Genomic DNA, 24,702 nt, shown 5'->3' with positions numbered 1-24,702 from the left:
TTTCTGCGATGCAGCGGCCGGCGGGCGCCGGCCGCGCGTGACCGACGCCGCTACACGACGACGACCTCGACGCCCGCCTCGCGGAGGGGGTCGAGGGCGTCGGCGGTGGCGCCGCTGTCGGTGACGAGGGTGGTGACCTGCGAGATCTCGCAGATCTGGGCGAAGGACCGGGTGCCGACCTTGTCGGACGTGCCGACGGCGACGACCGAGCGCGACCGCTCGACGAGCGCGGTCGTCACGCCGGCCTCGTCCGGGTCGCCGCACGTGAGGCCCGCGGCCGCGTCGATGCCGAGCATGCCGAGCACGAGGACGTCGAGCCACAGCGTGCGGGCCATCTGGATCGCGGCGGGGCCGGTGAGCTCGTACGACTGGGCGCGCGCCGTGCCGCCGAGGCACACCGTGCGCACCTGGGGCCGCAGCACGAGCTCGGTCGCGATGTTCAGCGCGCTCGTGACGACCGTCAGGGCGTGCCCGCTCTGCTGGAGCGCGTCCTCGGACGTCTCCTCGGTCTGCTCGCCGAGCGCCTTGGCGACGAGCGTCGTCGTCGTGCCGCCGTTGAGGCCCACGACCGGGGCCGTGTACCGCTCGAGGACGAGCGCGGCCGCCGCGGCGGCGATGCGCTGCTTGTCCTCGACCTGCTTGCTGTACCGGCGCGGGAGCCCGTACGCGACCGACGCCGCGACGACGCCGCCGTGGGTGCGGTGCGCGAGCTGGCGCGCGGCCATCTGGTCGAAGTCGCGGCGCACCGTCGACTCGGAGATGCCGAACTCGTCCGCGACCTCCGTCACGGACAGGCGGCGGCGGTCGGCGAGGAGGGCGAGCATGCGCTCCCACCGGACGGACTTGCTGAGGCCGGCGAGGCCGACGTTGTCGGCGAGCTCGTCGTGGGTCGTCGTCATTTGATGCTCCCTGCGGTCAGGCCTCCGACGAGGCGCTTCTCGATGATCGCAAAGAGGATGATGACGGGGACGATCGCCACGATCGAGACCCCGAAGACGTACTGCCACGCGGAGTCGTACTGCCCGATGAACTTCGTCAGAGCGACCGACAGCGGCTGGTTGCCGGCCGTCGACAGGATGACGAGGGACGCCGCGAACTCGTTCCAGGCGGCGACGAACGTGAAGATGATCGCGGTGACGATGCCGGGCCACACGAGCGGCAGGTTGATGCGGAACAGGACCGTCCAGCGGCCCGCGCCGTCGATCTGCGCGGCCTCGTCGACCTCCTTGGGGACGCTCGCGAAGAACGAGTGCATGATCCACACGGCGAACGCGAGGTTGAACGCGGCGTTGACGAGGATCATCGCGAGCCACGTGTCGACGATCCCGAAGGCGAGGAACTGGCGGAACAGGCCCGCGACGAGCACCGCCGGCTGGAGCATCTGCGTGACGAGCACGAGGAACAGGAACGCGAGGCGACCGGGGAAGCGGAACCGCGCGGTGTAGTACGCCGCCGGGACGGCGACGAGGAGCACGAGCAGGGTCGCGAAGACCGAGATGACGATCGTCGAGACGAGGTTCTGCGGCAGCGGCGTCTCGGGCGTCGACCACATCGAGACGTAGTTGTCGAAGTGCCACTCCTGCGGCAGGTACGTCGGCGGGATCCGCAGGATCTCCGGCCGGCTCTTGAGCGAGCCGAGCAGCATGACGACGTACGGCACGAGGAACAGCGCGGCGATGACGATGCCCGCGATCACGCGGCCCGTGACCGAGCCGTGGGCTCCGGGGCCGCCGGTGCGGTACTTCGACGCCTTGCGCCGGGGCGCGCTCTCGCGCGCGACGGCCTCGCGAGTCGCCGGGGCGGGCTGGGTCGTGGCGCTCACTCGTCCACTCCCTTCATCGGCTTGACGATCCGCATGTAGGCGACGATCACGAGGATGACGATCGCGAAGTTCACGACCGACAGCGCGGAGGCGAGGTCGACCCGGCGGTCGGACTGGATGAGCTTGAAGATCAGCGTCGTCGTGGTGTCCGCGTCGTAGCCGGGGATCGAGCCGGTCATGATGCGCAGGATCGGCAGCGAGTTGAAGACGTTGATGATGTTGATGAGCGCCGCGACGGACAGCGCGGGCTTGAGCTGCGGCAGGATCACCGAGAAGTAGGTGCGCGACCGCGACGCGCCGTCCATGCGCGCCGCCTCGACCACCTCGTGCGGCACGGCCTGCAGACCCGCGAGGATCGTGTACGTCGTGAACGGCAGCGACACGAACACCGCGACGACGATCGCGACGATGAACGCCGACGTCGCGTTCTTCGTGAAGCCGTAGTCCCCGACCTCGAGGATCCCGATGTCGGCGAGGAACTGGTTGAAGATGCCGTAGTTCGGCTGGAGGCCGTAGTAGACGACGGTCGTCGTCATGACGACGGACGCCGCCCACGGCACGATCACCGCGAGGCGCACGAGCTGGCGGCCCGGGAACTGCTTGTCGAGGAAGTTGGCGAGCGCGAGCGAGATGACGACGGTGAGGCCGACGACCACGACGACCCACACCACGGTGTTGAGCAGGACGCGCGGCAGCGCGTCGATCGCGAAGACGTCGGCGTAGTTCTCGAGCCCGGCGCTCCCGCGGTCCACGCCCGACTGCGAGATGTCGCGCGTCGAGTTGAAGATCATGACGCCCGCGGGGAACAGCACGATCAGGGCGATGAGCGCGAGGCTGGGCCCGATCCACGGGAGGGCGGTGAGGGTGCCGCGCCAGGTGCGTCGCGAGCGGTCGTCCGCGCCCGGTGGCGCGGCGTGGTGGTCCGACGGCGGCGCGGCGCTCGCCGTCGTGGCACCGGCCTGGGTGCCGGTCGTGTCGGTGGTCATCGTGGAGTCCTCGGGTGCCGGGTTGAGGTCTGGGTCGGGTGCGCCCGGCGGTCGTCACCGATGCGTCACTGGTCGGCCTTCGCCTGGATCTCCGTGAGCACGGCCTGCGCCTCCTTGCCCTGCGCGACCTGCCCGATGAGCGACTGGATCGCGCCCTGGGCCGCCGACCACTTCGGGTTGGTCGACGGGTAGAACTGCGCGTTCGGCAGCAGCTCGAGGAACGGCGCGATGGTCTCCTTCGTGGCGAGCTCCTCGCCACCCGACTTCGTGGTCGGGATGAAGCCCTCGGCGTCGACCCACGGCACGTAGACCTCGGGCGAGTAGTAGTAGTCGAGGAACGCCTTGATCGCGTCCTGCTTGTCGCCCTCGTTCTTGAACGCCATGAGGTGGTCGGCGACGCCGAGCGTGACGGGCGAGCCGTCCTTGGTCGCGACCGGGGCGGTGCCGTAGTTGAGGTCGGGGTTCTTGTCCGCGATCTGGCCGATCGTCGGGGGCAGGCCGACGATCATGCCGATCTTGCCCTGGATGAACACGTCGATGAGCGGCGTGCGGTCGGTCGCGCCGGCGTCGGGCTGCGTGAGGTTCTCCGCGGCGAGGCTCTGGAAGAACTGCGCGGCCTCGACGTTCTCCGGGGTGTCGATCGTGATCTCGGACGCGTCGCCGTAGCCGCCGCCGTTGCCGAAGAACCAGATCCCGGCCTCCGCCTGCGCCTCCTCGGAGCCGAGCGGGAGGCCGTAGCCGTAGGTGCCGCCGCCGAGCGCGGAAATCTTCGCCGCCGCGTCCTTGAGCTCGTCCCACGTGGCCGGCGGGGCCTCGGGGTCGAGGCCGGCCTGCGTGAACAGGTCCTTGTTGTAGAACATGGTGCGCGCGGAGGCGATGAGCGGCAGGCCGTACTGGGTGCCGTCCATGGACGCGTTCTCGACGAACGACTCCTGGAAGTCCGCGATCGTCTCGGGCGAGAGCACCTCGTCCGCGGAGTACAGCAGGTCGTCCTCGACGAACCCGGCGAAGGCGTCGATGTTGAGGATGTCCGGCGCCTGGTCCGACTGCACCTTGGTGCGGACGACGTCGTTGATGTTGTCCCAGGACTGGACCTCGAGGTTCACGTCGATGTCCGGGTTCTCCTCCTCGAACCCCGCGATGACGTCCTCCCAGAGGGCCTTCGTCTGGTCCGAGTACGTGGGGACGAGCAGGTCGAGCGTGGTGCCGTCACCCTCGTCGCCACCGCCGCCCTGGCCGCCGAAGCCGCACGCCGAGAGCGTGAGCCCGGCGACCGCCGTGAGCGCCACCAGACGCAGCGGGCGACCCGCCGAGAGGGTCGTGCGCCGCGTGTTCGGGTCCTTCATGTCCTTGTCCTCCGCTTCGTTGCCATGAGGTCGATCGGTCCGGACCACGTGAGGCACGAGCCCGGGAGGAACGACCGGATCTGTCATCGTCATTGATAGATCACGATCATTTCCTGCTGGTTACGATCACATAGAAGCACGTTACGCCAGACCGCGTCCAGAGTCGAGCAGATTCCGTCATCGAACTGTCACCTTCGCGCACCAGCGGGGCGTCGCGCACCCGCACGAGGGCGCGTACGGCGGTCCCGAGGGCCCGCGACGGCGCCCGGCCCGCGGAGTACCGTCGTTCCTGGAGCGCCACCACGACGCCGAGGTCGAGGACGGGGCGGAGGACGCGATGGCCACGAGACTGCCTCCCCCGGGGCCGCTGCCCGCGGGGCAGCACCCCGGCTGCGACACGTCCGGGATGCTCCTCGTGCACCGGATCTTCCGCTGGCTGTACCGCGAGCTCCCCGTCCTGGTGCGCGACGTCGCGCCCGGGGACACCGCGCGCTCGGCCGTCGTGGGCCGCTACGCGCACCTCGACGTGTTCGCGCTGCACCTGCACCACGAGACGGAGGACCTCGCGCTGTGGGACCGGCTCGTCGCGCGCGACCCCGCGTGCGCGCTGCACGTCGGCCGGATGCGCGCGCAGCACGCCGAGGTCGCCCGGCACCTCGACCGCGTCGAGCCGCAGATCGACCCCTGGGTCACGACCGCCGACCCCGCGCTCCGCGACGCGCTCGCGACCGACGTCGAGCGCGTCCGCGACGCGCTCGCCGGGCACCTGCGCGAGGAGGAGGACGACGTCCTCCCCGTCGCGGGCGCGCTCCTGTCCCAGGAGGAGTGGGAATGGATGGAGCGGCACACGCGCGCCGAGCTCCAGTCGCACCGCAAGGAGCTCGGCAAGGACCTCCTGGCGCTCCAGCTCGGGCTCCTCCTCGCGAGCGTCCCCGCGGACGAGCGCGAGGAGTGGTTCCGCACGAACGTGCCCGCGCCGGTCCGCGTCCTGTACCTGCTGCTCATGAAGCGCCGCTACGACCACGCGATGCGCGAGCTCTACCCTGGCCGGCCCGTCCCCGCGATGGCGTGACACCCCGGACCGAGGAGGACGGACCGTGCGGCGCCGCGTGACGATCGAGGAGCACCTGGACCACCCGCCGTCGCGCGTCTTCCCCTACCTCGCGGACCCGTGCCGGTGGCCGCTCTTCGCACCCGCGGTGCACTCCCGCCGCCCGCTCGACGACGGCCCGCTGCGCGTCGGCCAGCGGTGGGCCGGCGTCGACCGCATCGGCCCGTTCCCCGTCCGGTTCACCGACGTGCTGGAGGCCGTCGACCCGGGCAGGCGGGTCGTCTGGTACTCCACCTCGCCCTGGAGCTCGCGCGTCGAGTACGTGTGCACGCCCGACGGCCCGGGCACGCGCGTGCGGGCCGACTACGACGGCGACGTCTCGGCGTGGCTCCGTGTGCTCGCGCTCCTGCCGACGGCGGTCCTCGCCCGCGTCCTGCGCCGGGACTTCGCGGGCCTGCGCCGGGTGCTCGAGGCCGAGGACCGTACCGCCGCCCGCTCGTCCTGAGGTCCCGGTGCCGCCGCGAGCCGGGACTCGCGGCGGCTCACCCGTGGTCGATGCGGTCGGTGGCGCCGCCCCCGACGTTGGTCGAGGCGAGGAGCGCCAGCGCGCGGGCCGCGTGCGTCACCTCGCTCGCCTCGTCCGTGCGCGCCGCGACGAGGGCGCACCAGACGAGCTCGCGCGCAAGAGCCTGGTGCGCGGTCCCGAGCCGTGCGCGGTCGGCCTCGCGCATCGCGCGCACGAGCGCGGCGAGCGCGACGTCCGTCGTTCGTCGCGGCACGTCCGGCTCCGGGTGCAGTGCGGCGGTCGTGCGTACGTCGACCGCGAGACGCAGGGCGCGCCGCACGCGCGCGGAGCCCGTGACCCCGACGCGCCACGGGCCGGGCGGGCCGGCACGCCCGCGCAGCACGTCGTGGAACCCGTCGAGCTCGTCCGGGGTGAGGACCGGCGGAAGGACCGTGTCGACGCGTCGCGTGCCTCCGCCGCCCGCCAGGGCGGGATGACTGCGACGGGTCAGCGTCGCGTAGCCCCAGATCGTGGGGCGCAGCACGCGGTGCACCGTACCGCCACGCATCATCGCCCTCCTTCGAGACGGGTCGTCCGACGAGCGCCCTCGCGTCGCCGGTGGAGGACGGCCCTGCCCGCGCTGGAGGTCGCGGGCAGGGCCGTCCGGTCCCGCTGTCAGCTGGTCAGCCGGCGGCGACGCGCCGCGAGCAGGGCCAGCATCCCGAGGAGCAGCAGGAGCGCTGCTCCCCCGGCGACCCACGCCAGGGTCGCGCCGGTGGTGGCGAGCGAGCTTCCGGGCTTGCCCGGCGCTCCCGGAGTCCCCGGCTGGGCCGGGTCGACCGGCTCCGGTGGCGCGGCGCACGCGTCGGCCGAGTCGGTCAGGTCGTTGTGCCCGACGCCCGCCGTGTTGGCGAACCCACCGGCCTCGCCCGAGCCCGGGGCGGGGCAGGCGAACGTCGTCGCGTCGGCCCTGCCCGGGTCGACGGCCGCCACGACCTCGACGCGGTAGACGTGGGTCGCACCAGGGGCGAGGTCCACGTCGACGGCCACGACGTTCGCGTCGTCGCCCTCCGCGCCCTGACCCGTCCACGTCGCCGACGCCGTCACGCCCTCGGGCGTCGCCGTCACCGTGGCGGACCGCACCGTGATGCCCGCGCCGTAGCGCAGGCGGTCGGTGAGGTCGTACGCCCCGGCCGAGCCGCCGTCGTTCGTGACGGTGACGGCGTACCGCACGGTCCACGAGCCGTCATCGCCCTGGACGGGGTCGCCGTCCGTCGACTTGGTGACGTCGATCGAGGGCAGCGGGGCGCAGTCGGTGTCCGTCTGCGTCCCACCGGTCTCGTCCGTGAGGGTGGCCGCGTTGTTCAGACCCTGCTGCAGCGTGTTCGACCCGGCGGGGACCGTGCAGGCCGGCGAGCCGGTCCCGTCCCCGTCCACGTCGTCCGCGGCGAAGGACAGCGGCACGTGCGCGACCACCGTGACCCGGTAGACGTGCGGGGCGTAGCCCTCGTCGTCCATGCCCGCGATCGACACGCCCGTGGCGATGCGCTGGTCGGCGGCGCCGTCGAACCCGGCGTTGACCGCCACGCCCTCGGGGCCGGTCACGGCGACCGAGTCGACCGTGACGACCGGGGCGAAGAGCAGCTCGTCGTCCAGGTCGTAGGTCGTCGCCTCGCCCCCGACGTTGCCGACGGTGAGGTCGTAGACGACCTCCCACGTCCCGTCGCCGGCCGGCGCCGCGGAGACCAGCGCCTTGTCGAGGGTCGGCTTGCCGGGGCGCACGCACGCGTCGTCCGTCCCGTCCAGGCCGTTCCAGCCCACCGTCGCGGTGTTCGCCAGACCGCCCGCAACCGTGGACCCGTCACCCGTCGTGCACGCGTCGGTGTCCGGGATCTCGACGTCGGACAGGTCTGCCGCGTACCGCACGGTCACCGTGTAGGTGTGCACGACGGGTGCGGTCGTCGCCCCGGCGATCGGCTGCCCGGCCACCACGAGGGTGTCGCTCGTGCCGTCGAAGCCGGGGTTGAGCCCCACCGGCTCCGGCGCGTCGGTCACGACGTCCTGGACGCCGAGCACCTCGACGCCCTCACCCGGCGCGAGCTCGTCCGTGAGGTCGTAGAGGCCGTCACCCGGGCCCGCGTTCGTCACCGTGATCTCGTACACCGCGTCGTACAGGCCCGGCTCGCCCTCGACCGGCGTCACCGCACCCGACAGGGACTTGGCGATGTCGATCAGCGGCAGCGACGCGCACGCGTCGTCGGCGGAGGTCTCCCCGTTGTGCGTGAGCTCGGTGGCGTTCGCGAGGCCGCCGCCCTCGCCCGACCCGGGCTCGGGGCACGCGAGCGTCGACGGCGTCACCACGGCCCGGTCGAGCGAGACCACGACCTGGACCTGGTAGGTGTGCGCGGCGCCGGCGCCGAGCGTCACGCCCGCGGCGACGACGTTCTCGGTCGACCCGGCGGCGCCCTGACCGGTCCAGCCCGCCTCCGTCGCAACGCCGTCGGGCGCGGCGACGACGGCCGCGGACTCCACCACGATGCCCTCGCCGTACTGCAGCCGGTCGACGAGGTCGTAGTCGCCCGCCGCCTCGCCCGCGTTGGTCGCGACGAGGTCGTACGTGATCGCCCACGTCCCGTCGCCCTGGGGCACCGGTCCGGCCGAGATCGACTTCTCCACGCCGATCAGGGGCAGGGAGGCGCAGACCTCGTCCTCGGCGACGATCCCGTTGTGGTCGAGGCTCGTGGAGTTCGCCAGCCCGCCGCTCGCGCCGCTGCCCGGAGGCGGGCACTGGAGCGCGACCGGGTCGATGGTCGCCTCGTCCATCCGGACGGTGACCTCCACCTGGAACGTGTGCAGCCCCCCGGCGGCGAGCTCGACGTCGGCCGCGACCAGGTTCTCGGCCGCCGTGTCCGGTTCTCCGAGTCCTGTCCACGCCGCGTTCGTCGTCACGCCGTCGGGACCGGCGGTGACGGCGGCGTCCACGATCTCGATCCCGTCGCCGTACCGGAGACGGTCGTAGACGTCGTACTCCCCGGCGGCGGCACCCACGTTCTCCGCGACGACGTCGTAGACGACCGTCCACGTCCCGTCACCGTTGGGCGTCGGCCCCGCCGAGATCGACTTCTCGACCGTGATGGCCGCCAGGGTCACGCAGGCCTCTGCGGTGTCGGTGAGGTCGTTGTGCTCGACCCCGGCCGCGTTCGACAGCCCGCCCGAGGACCCGCCGGGCTCCGCCGAGCAGGGCGTGACGACCGGGGCTCCTTCCGTCCCGGGCGCGATCGTCAGCACGACCTGGACCTCGTAGGCGTGGGACGTGCCGGCCGGCAGGGTCACCGCGCTGGCGATGACGTTCTCCGGTGCGCCCTCGGCGCCGAGACCCGTCCAGGTGGCCGACGGCGTCACGCCGTCCGGCGCGGACGTCACGGCCCCCGAGACCACCTCGAGGTCACCGTCCGCGGTCATGCGGTCCGTCACCTCGTAGACCCCGTCGCCGGTGCCGCTGTTCGTGGCGACGACGTCGTACGTCACCGTCCACGTGCCGTCACCGTTCGGCGTCGGTCCCGCCGCGACGCGCTTCTCGACGTCGATCGACGGGATCGGCGCGCACGCCTGGTCCTCCTCGGTCTCGCCGTCGGGGCCGGTCAGCCCGGAGGTGTTGTTGAACCCCTGGTCGGCGTCCGACCCCTCCGCCGGGCACGCCGTCGGGTCGTCCGCGCCGGAGCCCGCGCCGTCGAGCTGCAGCGGCACGTCCGCGAGCACGGTGACCCGGTAGACGTGGGGCTCGTAGCCGTCGTCGTCGTTCCCGGCCAGCGGCACGTCGGACGCGATGGTCAGGTTCTCCTGGCCGTCCCAGGCCGGGTCGGCCAGGACGACGCCGTCGGGCGCCTGCGTCACGGTGGCCGAGACGATGGTCGCCTGGTCCGTGAAGTGCAGCTCGTCCGTCAGGGAGTACGTCGTCGACGGGGTCTGCGTGTTCGACACGACGACCTCGTACACGACCTCCCACCGGCCGTCACCGACGGGGGTGGCCGAGACGATCTCCTTGGTGTGCGTCGGCGTGCCGACCACCGTGAACCCTGCGGGGTCGCAGTTGATCGTCGGCTCGACGCCGGAGTCCTCCGGGACGTCGGCGTCGGCGCACGCCGTGTTGACGACCGCGTCGTCCACCGGCTCCGAGAGCACGATCTCGAACTCGTGGCTCTCGACCTCGCCCGGAGCGAGCGACTCGATCGTGAACGACCCGAGCTCGGGCTGCAGGTCGTCGGACACGACGACGTTCGTCAGCGTCCCCTGACCGGTGTTCTCCACGACGATCCGGTACCGGACCGTGTCACCGACGCGGAGCTGCGGGTAGTCCAGCGGGTCGTTGGCGTCACGCCACTCGCCGTCGGCGTCCTGGACGTACTTCTTCAACGACGCCGAGTAGTAGTTCGCGATCGACGTCGGCGCCGACGTCCGCATGACCAGCCGCGTGTTCTCGGCACGACCCTGGGAGCGGTTCACGAGCGTGTCGCCCCCGACCATGCCGTCCGTGACCACAGGGACCGAGATCGTGAGCTCGCCCCGCGGCGCGAGCGTGCCCGTGATGACGCGCACCGCCGTGGCGTCCGGGGTGTACTCCGTCGTCCAGCCCACCGTGTTGCCCGCGACGCTTCCCGCCGAGCCGTTCGAGGGGTCTGCCGGGTCGTCGGTCAGGGTCGTCGGGTCGGCCGTCGTGTAGTAGACCGTCCCGCCGATCGAGGAGGTCACGGGCCCGTCCAGCAGGTAGGAGCCGGAGAACGCCGTCCCCCGCCCGTCCCCCACGTACGGGAGGATGTCGATCACGTCGACGAAGGACTGCGCGATCGGGTCCTGCGAACGCACGAGCACGGTCCACGACCCGGTGCCCACGCCGTCGCCGGCGAGGTTGGGGATGAACGCCTGGTCCGCGGTCTTGATGATCTTCGTCAGGCCTGAGTCGCTCACGACGACCGACGCGGTCGCGTCGTCCGAGGTGACGCCCTCGACGGCCGCGTTGACCGTGTTGACGAGCCGGTCGCCGCCCTGGAGGTCGTCGGGGAAGCGGACGACGTAGGAGAGCGAGTGCTCGGCGTTGGTCGCCACGCCGTCGAGCGTCCAGGTGAGCACCTGCTGCCCGCTGCCGTTCGTGGTGACCGCCGGTTCGGGGCTCGCGGAACCGCCCACGTACGTCGCGCCGGCAGGCAGGGTGTCGACGAGCACGTAGTCGTCGACGGTCGGCGCGACCGCGCCGGTGCCGTTCGCGGAGTAGGTCAGGGTGTACGTCGCCTCACCGCTCGGGTCGACCGTGATCGGCAGGACGGACTTCCGGACGTCCGGGGTCACGCCGATCACGCGCAGCACGTCACGGCCGCCCGCGGCGTACGCGTAGCGCGAGCCAGGAGTGGCGGTGCCGTTGAGGGGCATGTCCGCCGTGTTCGAGGACCGGTTCGGGTGGACCCACACGTTCGACGTGTTCACGGCGTTGATGTACGCGCCCCACGTCCAGACGTCGCGGCCGACCGGCGTCGTCTCCTTGACCCGCTGCGTGACCTGCAGCGCCACGAGGCGCTCCTTGATCGCGTTCGTCGGGGTGAAGACGGTTCGCACGGCCTTGATCGTCGACAGGTCCGCGGGCCGCGTGGTGGTCCAGCCCGTCGTGCCGTTGCACGTGAAGTCGTTGGGCTGGTACGACCCGCTGTCGGGGTTCAGCAGGGCCGACGTGCCCGTGTAGTACGCGAGAGGAAGTCCCGCCTCCGGACCGGTCCGGTTGTTGTCGAACCGGGTGGTGGCCCCCGTGAACTCGACGTTCTGCGTGTCCAGCACGACGCACAGGCCGCCCTGGGTCGCGTTGGGGGTCGAGACGTTGGGGTAGTTCACCGACGCGAACGAGCTCACCTCGGTGCCCGCGGCGACCCGGTACGTGTCCGACCACGAGCTGCCGCTCTGCCCCGTGTAGGCCGGGGTCCAGGCGTGCGACCAGTAGCCCGCCGTCCACGTCCGGTTCACGGAGTTGTTGGACGCGTCGTCCGTGTACGTCTGCCCGTCCACGGCGGTGTAGGTCGGGGCGTTCGAGGTCAGGGTGATCCCGCCGGAGTTCGAGGCCGTCATGACGCGGATCTGCACCTGGCCGGAGGCGACCGCGACGCGGTCCGTGGGGAGGTTGGCTCCCGCGGAGTCCTTGGTGGGCACCTGGGTGTGGCTGTAGTCGATGCCCGAGAGCGTCAACGAGTACGACGTGCTGCTGTTGCGCGTCAGCGTGCACGTGCCGACGAACGGTGCCGTCTGGCTGGGGTCGTTCGAGCCGCCGGACCACGGGTGCCCGCTCGCCGACCCGCTGGTGAAGGCGCGGCACCCGTCGGGACCGAGCTGCATCGTCGCCCCCAGGGTGTTGCTCAGCGTGAGCGCGTACGTGACCTCCGACGGGCCCGCGGGGCTGTGAGTGCCGTGGAACAGGGTCCAGTTGAACACCATGTCGCGGTACGTCGCGGTGTTGCCGGACTGCGTCGTCGCCTGGACCCAGCGGATGTCCTGCAGGAAGGCGTTCTGCACGACGAGGTCCGGGACCGTGGCCTCCTGGTCCGCGACCGTCGCGCCGGCGCTCACCGGCTCGCCCGTCTGGGCCGTGACGCGCATCGGGGTCGTCAGCGCGAACGCGGTGCCCTCGTCCTGCGTCCCGACGTTGCACACGAGCGTCGCACCGTCGTCGGAGATGCTCGAGGCGGGGTCCACGCCGTCGGTGAGGCACACCGGCGGGATCGAGTCGAAGACGGCTCCCTGGCCGGTGACCGTGATCGTCACGTCGTCGACGGGTGCGTTGCCGGGCGCCGCCGCGTCGTCGTTGAGGTTGAACCACCAGGACGCCGACACGGCGTCGCCCGTCGCGACCGTCGTGGGCGTGCCGGCGGACCAGGCGCCCTCCAGCTCGTACACGGTCGCCGCGTTCGCGGGCGCCGCCGCGGCGGCCAGGCCGGATCCCGCCGTGACCAGCGCCACGATCCCGACGAGGAACCGGCGCGCACGCGGCGCGCGGCGTGGCGTCGGGCGTGCGTGACGCGCACCTCGCGGTGCGGACGACCTCCGAGCGGCGGCGGAACCGTCGCTCCGTCCAAGACCATGCATCCGGCTGTCCCCTTCGTCGTGCGGACGCGCCCCTCGCGTCCGCGCTGAACACCTCATAGGACCGTGGTCAGCGGGGTGGATGACGACCGAGACGCGAAAGTTCACCAGCCGCATCACCAGTTACGTGAAGAAACTCACCCGCTGCCGAATTCACCCTCGGCAGGGGGCGGGAAGCGTTTGCAGAAGTTTCAGGTTCAACGATGATCGGCCCATGACCCGCACACCGGTTGTGCCCCTGACCAGGGAAGAGACCCTGCGGGCCCTGGACTCCGGTGACCTCGACGCCGTCGAGACCGCTTTCGACGCCCTCTGGTACGGCCTGCCCGACGAGCTCGCCGACGAGGTCACCCGGTCGCTCGCGGAGGTGCCGCCCGACGTCCTCGACCGCCGTCCCCGGCTGACCCATCTCGCCCTTCTCGCGCAGCGGCGGCGGGCGTACGCGCTCGGCGACCACGCGGGCGTCGCCCGGTCGTTCCAGCTCTACGTCCGGTCCGGGCTGCGGTCGGTCCGGCGCCTCCACGGGTTGAGCCGGCTCGCGGACGTGGCCTCGGCGGGCACCGCGGCCGTCGTCGCCCACCGGAACCGCCGCGACTACGCGGCGTCGGAGCGGGTCGGCGCCTGGCTGGACGCCCGCATGCAGGGCGCCCCGCACGCGACCCTCCCGTGGTCCGCCGCGCGACCCGCGGGACGACCGGGGTGGCTGAGCGCCCAGCGCGGCGTCACCGCCATGCTCTCGGGTGCGGACGACGCGGCCGTCACCCTGTTCACGCGCGCCGCCGACGAGGCGGGCGACCGTCCGCTCGCGCACTACGCGCGCGTGACCGCAGCGGCCCACCTGGCGCTGCTCAGCGCGTGCCGCGGCCATCACCGGCTCGCCCGCCGGCACCTGCGGACGCTGAGGGACGAGCCGCCGTTCCCCGACTGGGTCGCCTCGGTCCACATGGGTGCGGACGTGCTCGCCACCGCCCAGCTCGCGGTCCACGAGGGCGACCCCGAGTCGGCGCGCACCGCGCTCGCCGACTACGCCCGGGTCGCGCCGTGCCGGGCGGACCTCTGGGCGTTCCACGCGTACGTCCTCGCGGGCTACCACGCGCACTACGGCGACCCGCTGCACGGGCTGCGGGAGATCGACGAGCTGCGCCTGCTGCACGGCGCGGTCGACCGGGAGACCGAGACGGCGGCCGGGCGCCTGGCGCTGCGGGGCGAGGCCAAGCTCCTGCTCCGCGCGGGAGGCGCCGCCCGCGTCCTCCAGCTCGCCCACGACCACGACCCGGACGCCGAGTGGCTCTCGACCCATCACGCCTGGGCGCACCTGGTCGTCGGCGAGAACCTCGAGGCCGTGAGCCTCGCCTCGGCCGCGCTCCGCCGGACGCAGCCGTCGCCGGCGGACGCGCTCGAGCTCCACGTCGTCATGGCGGTCGCCCACCTGCGCGCGGGACGGGACGACAGGGCACGCTCCTGGTTCCAGCGCGCGCTGCGGTTGCGTGCGACACCCGAGCACGTGGGCCCGTTCCTCGGGATGCGGCCCGAGGAGCGCGAGACGCTGGAACGGCTCGCCGGAGCCCCGAGCCTGCTGCCGGGAGGCGTGGTGCGCGTGCGGCACAACGTCGCGGGCGTCGCGCTGACCGAACGACTCTCCCCGCGCGAGCGCGCGGTGCTGGAGGCGCTGTGCGAGGGCTGCACCGCGGAGCAGGCGGCCGCTCGGTTCAGCGTCTCGGTCAACACGGTGCGGACCCAGATCCGCAACATCTATCGCAAGCTGGGCGTCTCGAACCGCAAGGAGGCCGTCGCGGCTGCCCGTGAGCTCGGGCTGGTCGCCGCCTGAGCGCGGCCCCGACGGCCGCGCCCCCCGCGAGGGAGGGCGCGGCCGGCGCGCGCCGTCAGGCGCAGCTCAGCGCGTCGTACGACGCCTCCGCGCTGCCGGAGACCTCGACGCCGTCGACGGTGCCCGCAACCTCCACGGTCACCGTCCCGCCGTCGACCGACGCCGCGCGCGTCGCGAACGACTGGTAGGCGGCCTTGCCCGGCTCGACGGCGTCGAACGCCTTCTCGCCGAACGCCGTCACCAGGCGCGCCGACACCGCGACGTCGGCGGCGTTCGTCGCGCGCACCGCGACGTACGCCTTGCCCGCGAGGCACCGCGGCTCCGCCGTCACCTGGACGGGCAGCTCGGGCTCCGGCTCGACGCCGCCTGCGCACGTCACCTTCGCGGCGGCCCAGTCGGCGTGGTCGTTGCCGTTGCCGTCGCCGCCGTCGGTGACCACGAGGTCGAGGTACCGCACGCCCGTGACGTCGAGCGCGAGGTCCTGCGTCGCGCCGCCGCCGCGGAGCACGGGCGTCTTCACGAGGGACGTGCCGTCGCCGAGCACCTCGAACACCACGGAGCCGCGCGACTGGACGTCGTCCACGCCGACGGTCGCCGTGAACGCCTCGCAGCGCTCGCCGAGGAACAGGCGCACGGTGCCGTTCGCGTGCGCGCCCACGCCCTTGGGGTAGACGGTGCCGCGCAGCGAGAGCGGCGTGCCGTCGCCCTCGCCCTGCTCGCCGTTGGACAGGTCGCGCTCGACCGGTCCCCAGCCGTTGGTCGACGACACGAACGGCAGGTCGGAGACCCAGTGCTCGCCCGCCGACGGCGGCACGACGACGTACACGTCGCGCGAGGCGGTCGTCGTGCGCTCGCCCACCGGGTCGACCGTCGTCGCGTACGACGCGCTCGCGTCGAGGCGGTACGCCTGCGCCGTGAGGTCGCCGCGCGGGGTCACGGTCCACGTCGTGGTGAGCACGCCGCCGGCCGGCAGGGTGGCGGCGGTCGTGGCGCCCGTGGCCTCGACCTCCCAGCCGTCGGGCACGTCGAGGCTCACGACGACGTCGCTCACCGCGGCGGGCTCGTGCACCTGCAGGCGCGTGGTCACGGTGTTCGCGGTGTCCGGCTCGAGCGCGGACGTGCCGCCCGAGACGGTGAGGGACGCGCAGGCCGGGACGGCCTCGGCCGGGCCCAGGTCCTCGACGAGGAAGTCGTCGAGGATCATGTCGGCCTGGTCGCCGCCACCGCTGGCCTTGCGCAGGCCCACCCAGGTGTCGCCGCACGCGCTCGCGACGACCTCCTCGCTGAACCGCGCGGTCGTGCGCTGCTCGCCGAGCGGCGTCGCGCGCGTCTCGACCGAGACCGGCGACCCGCTCGCGACCGAGTCGTAGCCCGTCACCCACGTGTAGAGGCCGCCGCGACCGTTCTGGTGGTCGAAGCTCACGCGGTAGCGGTGGCCCGCCTCGAAGCGGACCGTGTGCGGGACCGTGCGGTAGACGAGGCCCTGGTTCTCCTCGTGCGCCTTGAGCGACCAGTCGCCGCCGATCACGTCGTCGACGCGCTTGCCGTTCCAGTCGGCCTGCGTGTACGGCGCGTTGCGCTTCGCGACGTGCGTGCGCGGGTCGGTCACGCCGCCCGCGTCGCCCTTGACGAACGGCCCCCAGCCCTGCGGGACGGACTCGAAGTCCTCGAACGCGACGACGGTCGAGCCGTCCTCGGCGAGGCCGTCGGGCACCTCGGCCCGCTCGGTCGCCACGACGCGCAGGTCGTCGACCCGCACGACGGCGGTGCCCGCGCCGGCCTCGACGCTCAGCGCCGGCCGGGTCGTCCGGGTGACGTCGACCTCGACCTGGACGCGCTGGAAGTACCGGCTGTGCTTGTCGTCGGCCGCGACGAGGTTCTTCGCGGTCGACCGCTCGACGACGACGCTCGCCTCCTCGACGCCGTCGCCGCTCACGCGCAGCGTCGTCGGGCGCGACGCGCCGGGCGCAACCTCGACCCACGCGCTCGCGGCGTAGGTGCCGGGCTCGAGCTCGCCGAGCTCCTGCGACAGCGACGCCTCGCCCGCGCCGAGCGCGGCGACGTGCTGGCCGTTGGACAGGCGCTCGACGCTCACGTCACCCGTCGTGTCGTAGGCGTCGAGGTCGCCCGCGTTGAAGCCCGGGTCGACGATGCCGGTCCCCTGGCCCCAGTCCGCGTCGACGTCGGCGGCCTGCGGCACGCCCACCGGGTACAGCACGTACGGCTGGCCCGCGTCGGCCTGGACCGTGACCTGCCCGCCCGTGACCGGGACGGACCCGACCTCGACGCGGCCCGTGTCCGTGAGGCGGTACTGCGTGAGCGACGTCGCGCCCGCGAGGTCCGCGGGGAGCGTCCACGTCGTGGCGCCGCCGGACGGGTTGTAGTGGTAGAGCTTCTGGCCGTCCGCGGCCTCGCCCTCGACGCCCGGGGCGTCGGCGGCCGACCACGGCAGCAGGTACGTCCCGCCGCGCGCGACCACCGCGTCGCCCACGAGGATCTCGCGGTTCGCAGCGGTCGTGCCGCGCGCGGTCACGTCGTCCGTGAAGGCGATCTCGTCGTCGTCCCAGCGCACGATCTCGTGGTGCTGGAGGAACTTGGTGGGCACGTTCGTCTGCCACACGTTGCGGTAGAACGCGTTCCAGTCGACCTGGCCCGTCCAGCCCTCGAACTCGACGATCCGCGCGTTCCCGAGCAGCGGGTGCGGGTTCCACGTGTCCTTCTCCGCGTTGCGGACGAAGCGGACGATCTGCGAGTTGAGGCCCTTGTTCGTCGCGCCGCCGTAGTTCTCGTCCGCGGACCAGTGGCTCCACAGGGAGTCGGCCTCGAACTTGTCGGACCACTCCGACGCGATCGAGAAGCCGTTCTCGCGCGCGGTGTTCGCGAGCGCCCGGGCCTGCCAGCCGTAGTTGTAGTAGACGTCCACGTAGAGCATGTCGAGGTCGCCGCCGGTCTCGTCGGCGAGCTGCCCGATGCGCGACGCGAGGTCGCCGCTGTTGATGTCGCGGCGCTGGTCGATGTAGTACGACTGCCCGAGCCAGTTCCAGCCCTTGGCCCCGGCGTCGACGAGCTCGTCGGAGAACGCGTTCGCCTCGGCGTACGACTCGGTCGCGTTGATGTGGACGCCGAAGTCCGCGTTCCACTCGCCGCCCTCGACCAGCAGCTCGCGCAGGTCGTCGAGGCCGCCGGCGCGCTCGTTGTAGTTGCCGCCGTAGTCGGGGTGCGCGGAGTCGTGCCCCTCGGAGCCGTACCCCTTGAGCAGGGCCATCTGCCCGAGGCCGTCGGTCGCGAGCGAGATGCGCTTGACGTCGTCGAGCGTGCGCAGGAACGGGTGCGTCGCCTGCGAGGCGAAGTTGAACGGGATGTGCGAGACGACGCGGTCCGGCACCTGGTCGGCGCCGAGCGCCTTGGGCGCGACGGTGCGGTACGCGATCGCGCCGTCCTGCCAGTCGACCGTGCCGTCGTCGTTCGCGTCCGGCGTCACGACGACCGTCGCGCGCGGGAGCTCCTCCGTGGTCGGCGAGCCCTGCGCGCGGTACGTCCACGCGCCGGACCACACGCCGACGCGCACGCCGCCGTCCGCGGCGAAGGCCTGGCGCTGGAGCCGGTTGCCCTCGTTCGCGGCCTTGCCGGACGCCTCGTCGTACACGCTGTTCGTGACGATCGACGCGGCGAGGCCCGAGGTCGACACGATCGCGTACGCCGAGCCCACGGGGTTCGCGTTCGTCGGCGTCTGCGCGGTGACCGGGGTGAAGGTGTCGCCCACCGAGCCGCGGTCCGGGCTGATGACGGCGGTCGCGACGTTCGCGCCGTCGTCGGCCGACGCGACGGACAGCAGGTCGTGGCCCGGGATCTCGAGGCTCGCGACGCGGAACGCCGCGGTGTCCTCGATGCCCGTGACCTCGAACGTGACCGTGCGCCCCTCCACCGTGAGCGACGCGTCGATCGTCACGCCCTCCAGGTCGGGGAACGTCAGGCGGTAGGCCGTCGCGCCGTCGGACTGCGCGACGACCTCGCCCGTCACGGCGCGCGCCGTGCCGTTGAGGAGGACCTGGGTCACGGGCCGGGTCGAGCCGGCGAGGTTCGCTCCCGTCGCGCGGTCGGTGTAGGTGAGGACGCGCGGGAAGTCGTCCGCGACCTGCACCTCCAGCTCGTCCGACGCGAGGGTGATCGCGCCGTCGGCGGCGTTCTCGGCCGCGAGCGCCGCCGCGGCGAGGGACGACGCCGGGCCGGCCACCGCGGCGGTGGTGGCGCCGGGGCCCGCGTGCGCGGGGACCGCGACGAGGGGCAGCCCCAGGATCGGGACGGTCGCGAGCGCGACGAGCCCCCGGGCCGTGAGGCGGCGCCGCGCGGGGGGACCCCCGGGGACGCCGGCGGGGGGTCTGGACGATCGGGCCATCTGAGCTCCTTCGATCAGGGTCGGCGACGCGACGCGACGTCGACCGGTGTGCGGTCGTGCGGTCTGCGGCGGCGCGGTCCGGGCGCGGGACGTCCGGGCCGCAGCCGGTCGGGCTGCGGTGCGTGGGCTGCGGGCGTTCGGGCGACGGTGCGCGAGCGACCGGGCGGCGCCGCCGTCGGGCGGCGTCGCGGCGGGTCAGAGCACCTCGACGTACTCCTCCCGCTCCCCGAGGTCCGGCGCGTCGCGCAGCTCGACGTGCGCGCCCGGCGCGTGCTGCTCCAGGACCGTCAGCGTGTTCTCGCCGGCCCGCAGCAGCGGCGCCGGCACGTAGAGGGTGCGCTGCGGTCCGCGCCGCCAGTAGCGGCCGAGGAGCACGTCGTTGACCCAGACGAACCCCTTGGTCCACCCCGGCAGCGCCACGAACGTGTCGGCCGGCTCGTCGACGTCGAGCACGAACGTCGCGACGGTGTCCGCCGCCGCGCCGCTCCCCCGCGCCGCGACGTCCCCGGACCCGAGCCGGTCGTCCGGGGCGGACGGTAGACCGACGCCCGACGCCCCACCCCCCGCCGTACCCGAGCCGTCGCCGTCCGCCGTGCCCGGGTCGCCGTCCGGCCCGTCACCCCGGAGGTCACCGACCGCGAGGAGGTCCAGCGGCAGCGACCGGGACTCCCACGTGTGGACGATGCGCCGGTCGACGAGCACGTCGCCGAGGATCCCCTTGTGCTCGCCGAGCCGCGGGCCGTAGTTCACGCGCCCGAGGTTCTCGACGAGGAGCTCGAGCACGACCTCGCGCCCGTCGCCGCGCACGCGCACGCCCTGCTCGGCGGTGCGGCGCTCGAGCGTGCCGACGAGCTCGCCGTCGACGTACACGGTCGCGCGGTCGTGGAGCCCGATGACGCTCACGGTGGACTCGCCCGGGGGCAGGACGGGGTGCGCCCGGTAGAGGACGAGCCCCGCGTCCTGGCCCAGCTCCTCGAACGTGAGCGGGCCGGGTGCGGTGCGCGCGGAGCCGAGCGTGCGCAGCACGGGGAGCGCCGGCCGAGTCGTGGCGGGCGTGAGCCACCGGGGGGCGAGACGCGGCGCGGGCTGCGTCCAGCGCTCGTCGAGCGCGTCCGCGGGCAGGTGCGGCGAGGGGTGGCGGACGAACACGTCGCGCAGCGCGCGGAACTTGGCCGTCGGGGTGCCGTCCTCGGCGACCGGGGCGTCGGAGTCGTAGCTCGTGACGGTCGGCTGGAGGTCGGCGCCGTCGTGGTTGGCGCCCGCGGTGAGGCCGAAGTTCGTGCCGCCGTGCGCCATGTAGAGGCTCACGGAGCCGCCGAGGTCGAGGAGGCGCTCGACGTCGCGCGCGGCGTCGTGCGGGTCGCGCACGTGGTGGCGCTCGCCCCAGTGGTCGAACCAGCCGTTCCAGAACTCGGCGCACACGAACGGCTCGTCGCGGCGCTCGCGCAGCATCTTCAGGGCCTGCTCGGGGCGCGACCCGAACGTCGCGGTGGTGAGCACGCCGGGGATGGTGCCGCCGTCGAGCATGAGGTGCGTGGGTCCGTCGGCGGTGAACAGCAGCTCGTCGATGCCGCGCGCGACCAGGGCGTCGTGGACCCACGCGACGTATGCGTGGTCGTCGCCGTAGCTGCCGTACTCGTTCTCGACCTGGACGGCGACGACAGGCCCGCCGCGGTTGGCCTGGAGCGCGGCGACGCGCGGCACGACCTCGTCGAACCAGGACGCGACGGCGTCGAGGTAGACCGGGTCGGACGTGCGCAGGCGCACCCCGGGCGTCCCGGTGAGCCACGCGGGGAGGCCGCCGTTCGACCACTCGGCGCAGATGTACGGGCCCGGTCGCACGACCGCGTCCATGCCGAGGTCCCCGACGAGGCGCAGGAACCGCTCGAGGTCGCGGTCGCCGTCGAACACGGGACGCCCGCGCTCGGCCTCGTGCCAGTTCCACGGCACGTAGGTGTCGACGGTGTTGAGGCCCATCGCGCGCACGCGGCGCAGGCGGTCGGCCCACAGGTCGGGGTGCACGCGGAAGTAGTGCACGGACCCGGAGAGGATGCGGTGCTCGACGCCGTGCCGCAGGAGGCGACGACCGTCCTGGACGAGGGTCGGCGGGCGGCCGGGGCCCGTCACTTGATGGCCCCGGCGGCCAGGCCCGAGCGCCAGAAGCGCTGGAGGCACAGGAACGCGACGACGAGCGGCACGACGGCGACGAACGCGCCGACGATGACCATGTGCCGCTCGATCTGGCCGGCCTGCACGAGCGCGTTCCAGCTCACGAGCCCGACGGTCACGGGCCGCAGCTCGCCCGAGATGAGCACCTGGGACGGAAGGAGGAAGTTGTTCCAGATCTCGACGAACTGGAAGAGGAAGATCGTGACGAGCGCGGGCGCCATCATGCGCAGGCTCACGCCGAAGAAGATCCGGCCCTCGTTCGCGCCGTCGAGGCGCGCGGCCTCGATGACCTCGTCGGGCACCGAGCTCGCCGCGAAGATGCGACCGAGGTAGACGCCGAACGGGCTGACGACGCTCGGCAGGATCACGGCGAGGTAGGTGTCGATGATCCCGGTCTGGGCGAACATGAGGAACAGCGGGAGCGTGAACAGCACCTTCGGCACGAGGACGGCGCCCAGGACGACGGCGAACAGCACGCCGCGCCCCGGGAAGTCGTACTTCTCGAGCGCGTACCCGCACGCGACGGCGATGAGGGTGCCGAGCCCGGCGCCCACGATCGAGTACAGCGCGGAGTTCGCGAGCCAGACGCCGTAGATCCCGTCCTGGTAGCCGAACAGGTCGGCGAGGTTGCCGAACAGGTCGAAGTGCGAGAACCACAGGGGGCTGCCCGCGAACGTGTAGCCCGCGTCCTTGGTCGCGGCGACGAGGAGCCACCACAGCGGGAACAGGAAGTAGATCGCCGTCAGGACGAGGACGGACGTCACGGCCCAGCGGCTGCGCGCCGTCGTCTCGAGGGAGTCCGGGCGCAGGCCGGGCGTCCCGGCGGGGCGGCGGGTCCGTCGCGGCGCAGCCGGCTCCGGCGCGCGCGTCACGGCCTCCGCCTCGGCGGACGGGCTCCGCGTGGTCATGAGGCCCTCCGGGAGGTCAGGCGGAAGAAGAGGATGGACAGCACGGCGACCCCGACGGCGAGGATCACCGACTGCGCGGCGGCGTAGGGGTAGTTCGCCGACTGCAGGGAGGCCTGGGCGGCCATGATCGGCGTGAAGCTCGAGTCGATCGCGCCGGTGCTCTGCTTGAGCACGAAGGGCTCGTTGTAGAGCTGCGCGGAGCCGATGATCGAGAAGATCGTGGTGAGCAGGATCGCGGGCCGCACGAGCGGGATCTTGATGCTCCACGCGGTGCGGAACGCGGACGCGCCGTCGAGCTTCGCTGCCTCCAGCACCTCGCCCGGCACGCCCTGCAGCGCCGCGTAGATGATGATCATGTTGTAGCCGGTCCAGCCCCAGGTCACGACGTTCGCGACGGCCCACAGGGCGAGGTTCTCGCCGAGGAGGTTGACGTCACCGAGGCCGACGAGGTCGAGGAGGCTGTTGATCGGGCTGCTGCTCGACGCGTAGAGGAACGACCACACGAGCGCCGACAGGACGGTCGGGACGGCGTAGGGCGCGAAGCTCGAGAGCCGGAAGAAGCCCTTCCACCGCGCCGAGGCCGAGTCGACGAGCAGCGCGATGCCGAGCGCGAGCACGAGCATCACGGGCACCTGCACGACGCCGAACAGCAGGACGCGGCCGATGGAGACGAGGAACGCGGTGTCGCCGAGCGCGTACGCGTAGTTGGCGAACGGGTCGAAGACCTCCTGCGTGCCGCCGAGGCCGAGCGCGTCGCGCTGGACGCGGAACAGGCTCTTGTAGATCGCGAAGCCGATGGGCGCGACGTACATGGCGAGGAACAGCACGACGAACGGGCCGACGAACCAGATCGCGTAGCGCGCGGTCCTGCTCCGTGGCCGGCGCGGTGGCCGCACCTGCTCGTCCGTGCCGACGGACGCCGGCAGGGTCTCAGTGGTCATGGGTCTTCCTCGGGACGGCGGTCATCGGTCGGGCGGACCCGCCGGGGCCGGGGCCGGCGGGGGGGGCCTGTGTGCCTGGGGCCTCCGGGGGGCGGGGGGGCGGGGGGGGGGGGGGCCGGGGGGGGGGGGGGCGGGGGGGGGGGGGGCCGGGGGGGGGGGGGGGGGGGGCGACGGTCACTCGTTGACCGCGATGCCCTGCTGCGAGAGCTCGGCGGCCGTGGCCTCGCCCGCCGCGGTGAGCGCGGCGGCGACGGTCGCGCCCGAGTCCTTCGCGTACGCCTTCTGCATGTTCGTGGCGAGCGTGCCGACGAGCGTCGAGACGCCGGGGCCCCAGGCCCAGTCGGGGTTGACCTTGCCGGACGCCGACTTGAACACCTCGGCGATGACCTGGCCGCCGAAGAAGTCGTCACCGGAGGTGAGGAGCTCGGACTCCAGGCCCGCGACGGACGCCGGGTAGATGCCCGCGCCCTCGATCTGCGCGTCGACCGCGGCGGGGTCGGTGCTCAGCCAGTGCGCGACCTCCCACGCGGCCTGGGGGTCGTCGCAGCCCTTGAGGACGGCCGAGAGCGAGCCGCCCACGTTGCCCGTGAGGTCGTCGCCCTCCTCCCACTGCGGGAGCTCGGCGACGGCCCAGTCACCCGCGGCCGCGGCGGCGGAGTCCTTGAGGATGCCCGCGAACCACGCGGCGCCCACGATCGTCGCGATCGAGCCGTCGCCGAGGCCGGCGGACCAGTCGTCGCTCCAGATGTTCGCGCCGATGAGGTCGGCGTCGACGAGGCCCTGCCAGTACGCGGCGACCTCGAGGTTCTCCGGGGAGTCCGGCGTGATGGACCACGCGCCGTCCTCGACGGCGTACCAGGGGGCGCCGGCCTGCCACGCGAAGCCCGTGTAGTCGTAGTCCTCGTAGGTGCCGGTGAGCTTCACGCCCGCGGCCTTGAGCTGCTCGCCCGCGGCCTGGTACTCGGCCCACGTCGTCGGGACCTCGATGCCGTTCGCCTCGAAGACGGCCTTGTTGTAGAAGAGGACCATCGGGCCCTGGTCCTGCGGGGCTCCGTAGATTTTGTCGCCCACGGTGACGCCCGCCCAGCCGGCCGGCGTGTAGGCGTCCTCGTCGGGCGCGGCGAACTCGGTGACGTCCACGACGTTGCCCTCCGAGACGAAGCTCGGGAGCGTCTCGTACCCGACCTGGGCCAGGCACGGCGCGTTGCCCGCGGCGACGGAGTTGCGGATCTTGTCGTAGCCGCCCTTGTTGCCGGCCTCGATCTGCGTGTACTCGACCTGGACGTCGTCGTGCGCGGCGTTGAACGCCTCGGCGGCCTTGTCGAACCCCGCGGCCCACGTCCAGAGCTGGATCGTGGTGGGCTCGCCGGACGCGTCGGAGCCGCTTCCGGAGCCCTCGTCCGAGGAGCTGCACGCGGAGAAGCCGAGGGCGAGGGTGACGACGGACGCGACTCCCGCGGACCGGACGATCGATGACTTCATGACACTCCTTCTGACGACGCTGTGCTGAGGGGGCGACCGTGCCCGGTTGCTCCGGCACACTCTGGCACAGAGTTGATATCCATAACAAGCGTTCCATCACAACGAGTTTGCAACCGCGCAGAACGTGCATCGTCGGGAGGATTGGTTTGACT

General features: G+C 72.8%; 14 protein-coding genes. 3 read left to right on the top strand and 11 right to left on the bottom strand.

Features of this window, described 5'->3' with window-relative positions; genetic code table 11:
• Window positions 1-50 precede the first annotated feature (50 nt).
• The 4 genes from GYH36_RS01305 to GYH36_RS01290 all read right to left on the bottom strand — a co-directional run bounded on the left by GYH36_RS01305 (window position 51) and on the right by GYH36_RS01290 (window position 4,154).
• Entirely contained in the window at window positions 51-899 is an 849-nt protein-coding gene (locus GYH36_RS01305) for a DeoR/GlpR family DNA-binding transcription regulator (protein ID WP_024840909.1), read from the bottom strand.
• A complete protein-coding gene (locus GYH36_RS01300) occupies window positions 896-1,822 on the bottom strand; it encodes a carbohydrate ABC transporter permease (RefSeq protein WP_024840908.1) in 927 nt (308 codons plus the stop codon). The genes GYH36_RS01305 and GYH36_RS01300 overlap by 4 nt, the downstream gene beginning before the upstream one ends.
• On the bottom strand, window positions 1,819-2,808 hold the full coding sequence (locus GYH36_RS01295) for a carbohydrate ABC transporter permease (protein ID WP_162288884.1): 990 nt from the start codon (window positions 2,806-2,808) through the stop codon (window positions 1,819-1,821). Before GYH36_RS01295 ends, GYH36_RS01300 begins: the two co-directional genes overlap by 4 nt.
• A gap of 65 nt (window positions 2,809-2,873) precedes the next feature.
• Window positions 2,874-4,154, bottom strand: coding sequence for an extracellular solute-binding protein (locus GYH36_RS01290; RefSeq protein ID WP_162288883.1), 1,281 nt, complete (start codon window positions 4,152-4,154; stop codon window positions 2,874-2,876).
• 337 nt (window positions 4,155-4,491) lie between these two features.
• Between GYH36_RS01290 and GYH36_RS01285 the strand changes: the two genes are divergently transcribed.
• Window positions 4,492-5,226 carry a hemerythrin domain-containing protein gene (locus GYH36_RS01285; protein ID WP_162288882.1) on the top strand — a complete coding sequence of 245 codons (735 nt, stop codon included), beginning with the start codon at window positions 4,492-4,494 and terminating at the stop codon, window positions 5,224-5,226.
• A 25-nt stretch (window positions 5,227-5,251) separates the two neighbouring features.
• A complete protein-coding gene (locus GYH36_RS01280; protein ID WP_155098148.1) occupies window positions 5,252-5,710 on the top strand; it encodes an SRPBCC family protein in 459 nt (152 codons plus the stop codon).
• Window positions 5,711-5,747: 37 nt separating this feature from the next.
• Here the strand turns inward: GYH36_RS01280 and GYH36_RS01275 are convergent, their stop codons facing one another.
• The gene (locus GYH36_RS01275; RefSeq protein WP_162288881.1) at window positions 5,748-6,278 is read right to left on the bottom strand and encodes a hypothetical protein; all 531 of its coding nucleotides are present in this window, start codon (window positions 6,276-6,278) and stop codon (window positions 5,748-5,750) included.
• A gap of 107 nt (window positions 6,279-6,385) precedes the next feature.
• Window positions 6,386-12,703 carry a CLIPPER-2 domain-containing protein gene (locus tag GYH36_RS01270; RefSeq protein ID WP_162288880.1) on the bottom strand — a complete coding sequence of 2,106 codons (6,318 nt, stop codon included), beginning with the start codon at window positions 12,701-12,703 and terminating at the stop codon, window positions 6,386-6,388.
• A 337-nt stretch (window positions 12,704-13,040) separates the two neighbouring features.
• On the opposite strand from GYH36_RS01270, the gene GYH36_RS19475 reads away from it, so the two are divergent.
• Window positions 13,041-14,654, top strand: coding sequence for a helix-turn-helix transcriptional regulator (locus tag GYH36_RS19475; RefSeq protein ID WP_162288879.1), 1,614 nt, complete (start codon window positions 13,041-13,043; stop codon window positions 14,652-14,654).
• Window positions 14,655-14,709: 55 nt separating this feature from the next.
• On the opposite strand, the gene GYH36_RS01260 is transcribed toward GYH36_RS19475, so the two are convergent.
• From GYH36_RS01260 to GYH36_RS01240, 5 genes are all read right to left on the bottom strand, one after another.
• The gene (locus GYH36_RS01260) at window positions 14,710-19,050 is read right to left on the bottom strand and encodes an endo-alpha-N-acetylgalactosaminidase family protein (protein ID WP_162288878.1); all 4,341 of its coding nucleotides are present in this window, start codon (window positions 19,048-19,050) and stop codon (window positions 14,710-14,712) included.
• A 195-nt stretch (window positions 19,051-19,245) separates the two neighbouring features.
• Window positions 19,246-21,177, bottom strand: a complete 1,932-nt coding sequence (locus GYH36_RS01255) for a glycoside hydrolase family 35 protein (RefSeq protein ID WP_162288877.1) — start codon at window positions 21,175-21,177, stop codon at window positions 19,246-19,248.
• Complete coding sequence (locus GYH36_RS01250; RefSeq protein WP_024840898.1) at window positions 21,174-22,127, bottom strand: carbohydrate ABC transporter permease; 954 nt, start codon at window positions 22,125-22,127, stop codon at window positions 21,174-21,176. The genes GYH36_RS01255 and GYH36_RS01250 overlap by 4 nt, the downstream gene beginning before the upstream one ends.
• Window positions 22,124-23,068 carry a carbohydrate ABC transporter permease gene (locus tag GYH36_RS01245; protein WP_024840897.1) on the bottom strand — a complete coding sequence of 315 codons (945 nt, stop codon included), beginning with the start codon at window positions 23,066-23,068 and terminating at the stop codon, window positions 22,124-22,126. Before GYH36_RS01245 ends, GYH36_RS01250 begins: the two co-directional genes overlap by 4 nt.
• 174 nt (window positions 23,069-23,242) lie before the next feature.
• Complete coding sequence (locus GYH36_RS01240; RefSeq protein WP_162288876.1) at window positions 23,243-24,550, bottom strand: ABC transporter substrate-binding protein; 1,308 nt, start codon at window positions 24,548-24,550, stop codon at window positions 23,243-23,245.
• Window positions 24,551-24,702 lie beyond the last annotated feature (152 nt).

Origin of the sequence: Cellulosimicrobium composti (assembly GCF_010287905.1) — a bacterium.
GTDB classification, from domain to species: domain Bacteria; phylum Actinomycetota; class Actinomycetes; order Actinomycetales; family Cellulomonadaceae; genus Cellulosimicrobium; species Cellulosimicrobium composti.
The sequence above is the reverse complement of the archived record's forward strand: the minus strand, read 5'-3'. Positions and strand labels throughout refer to the sequence as shown.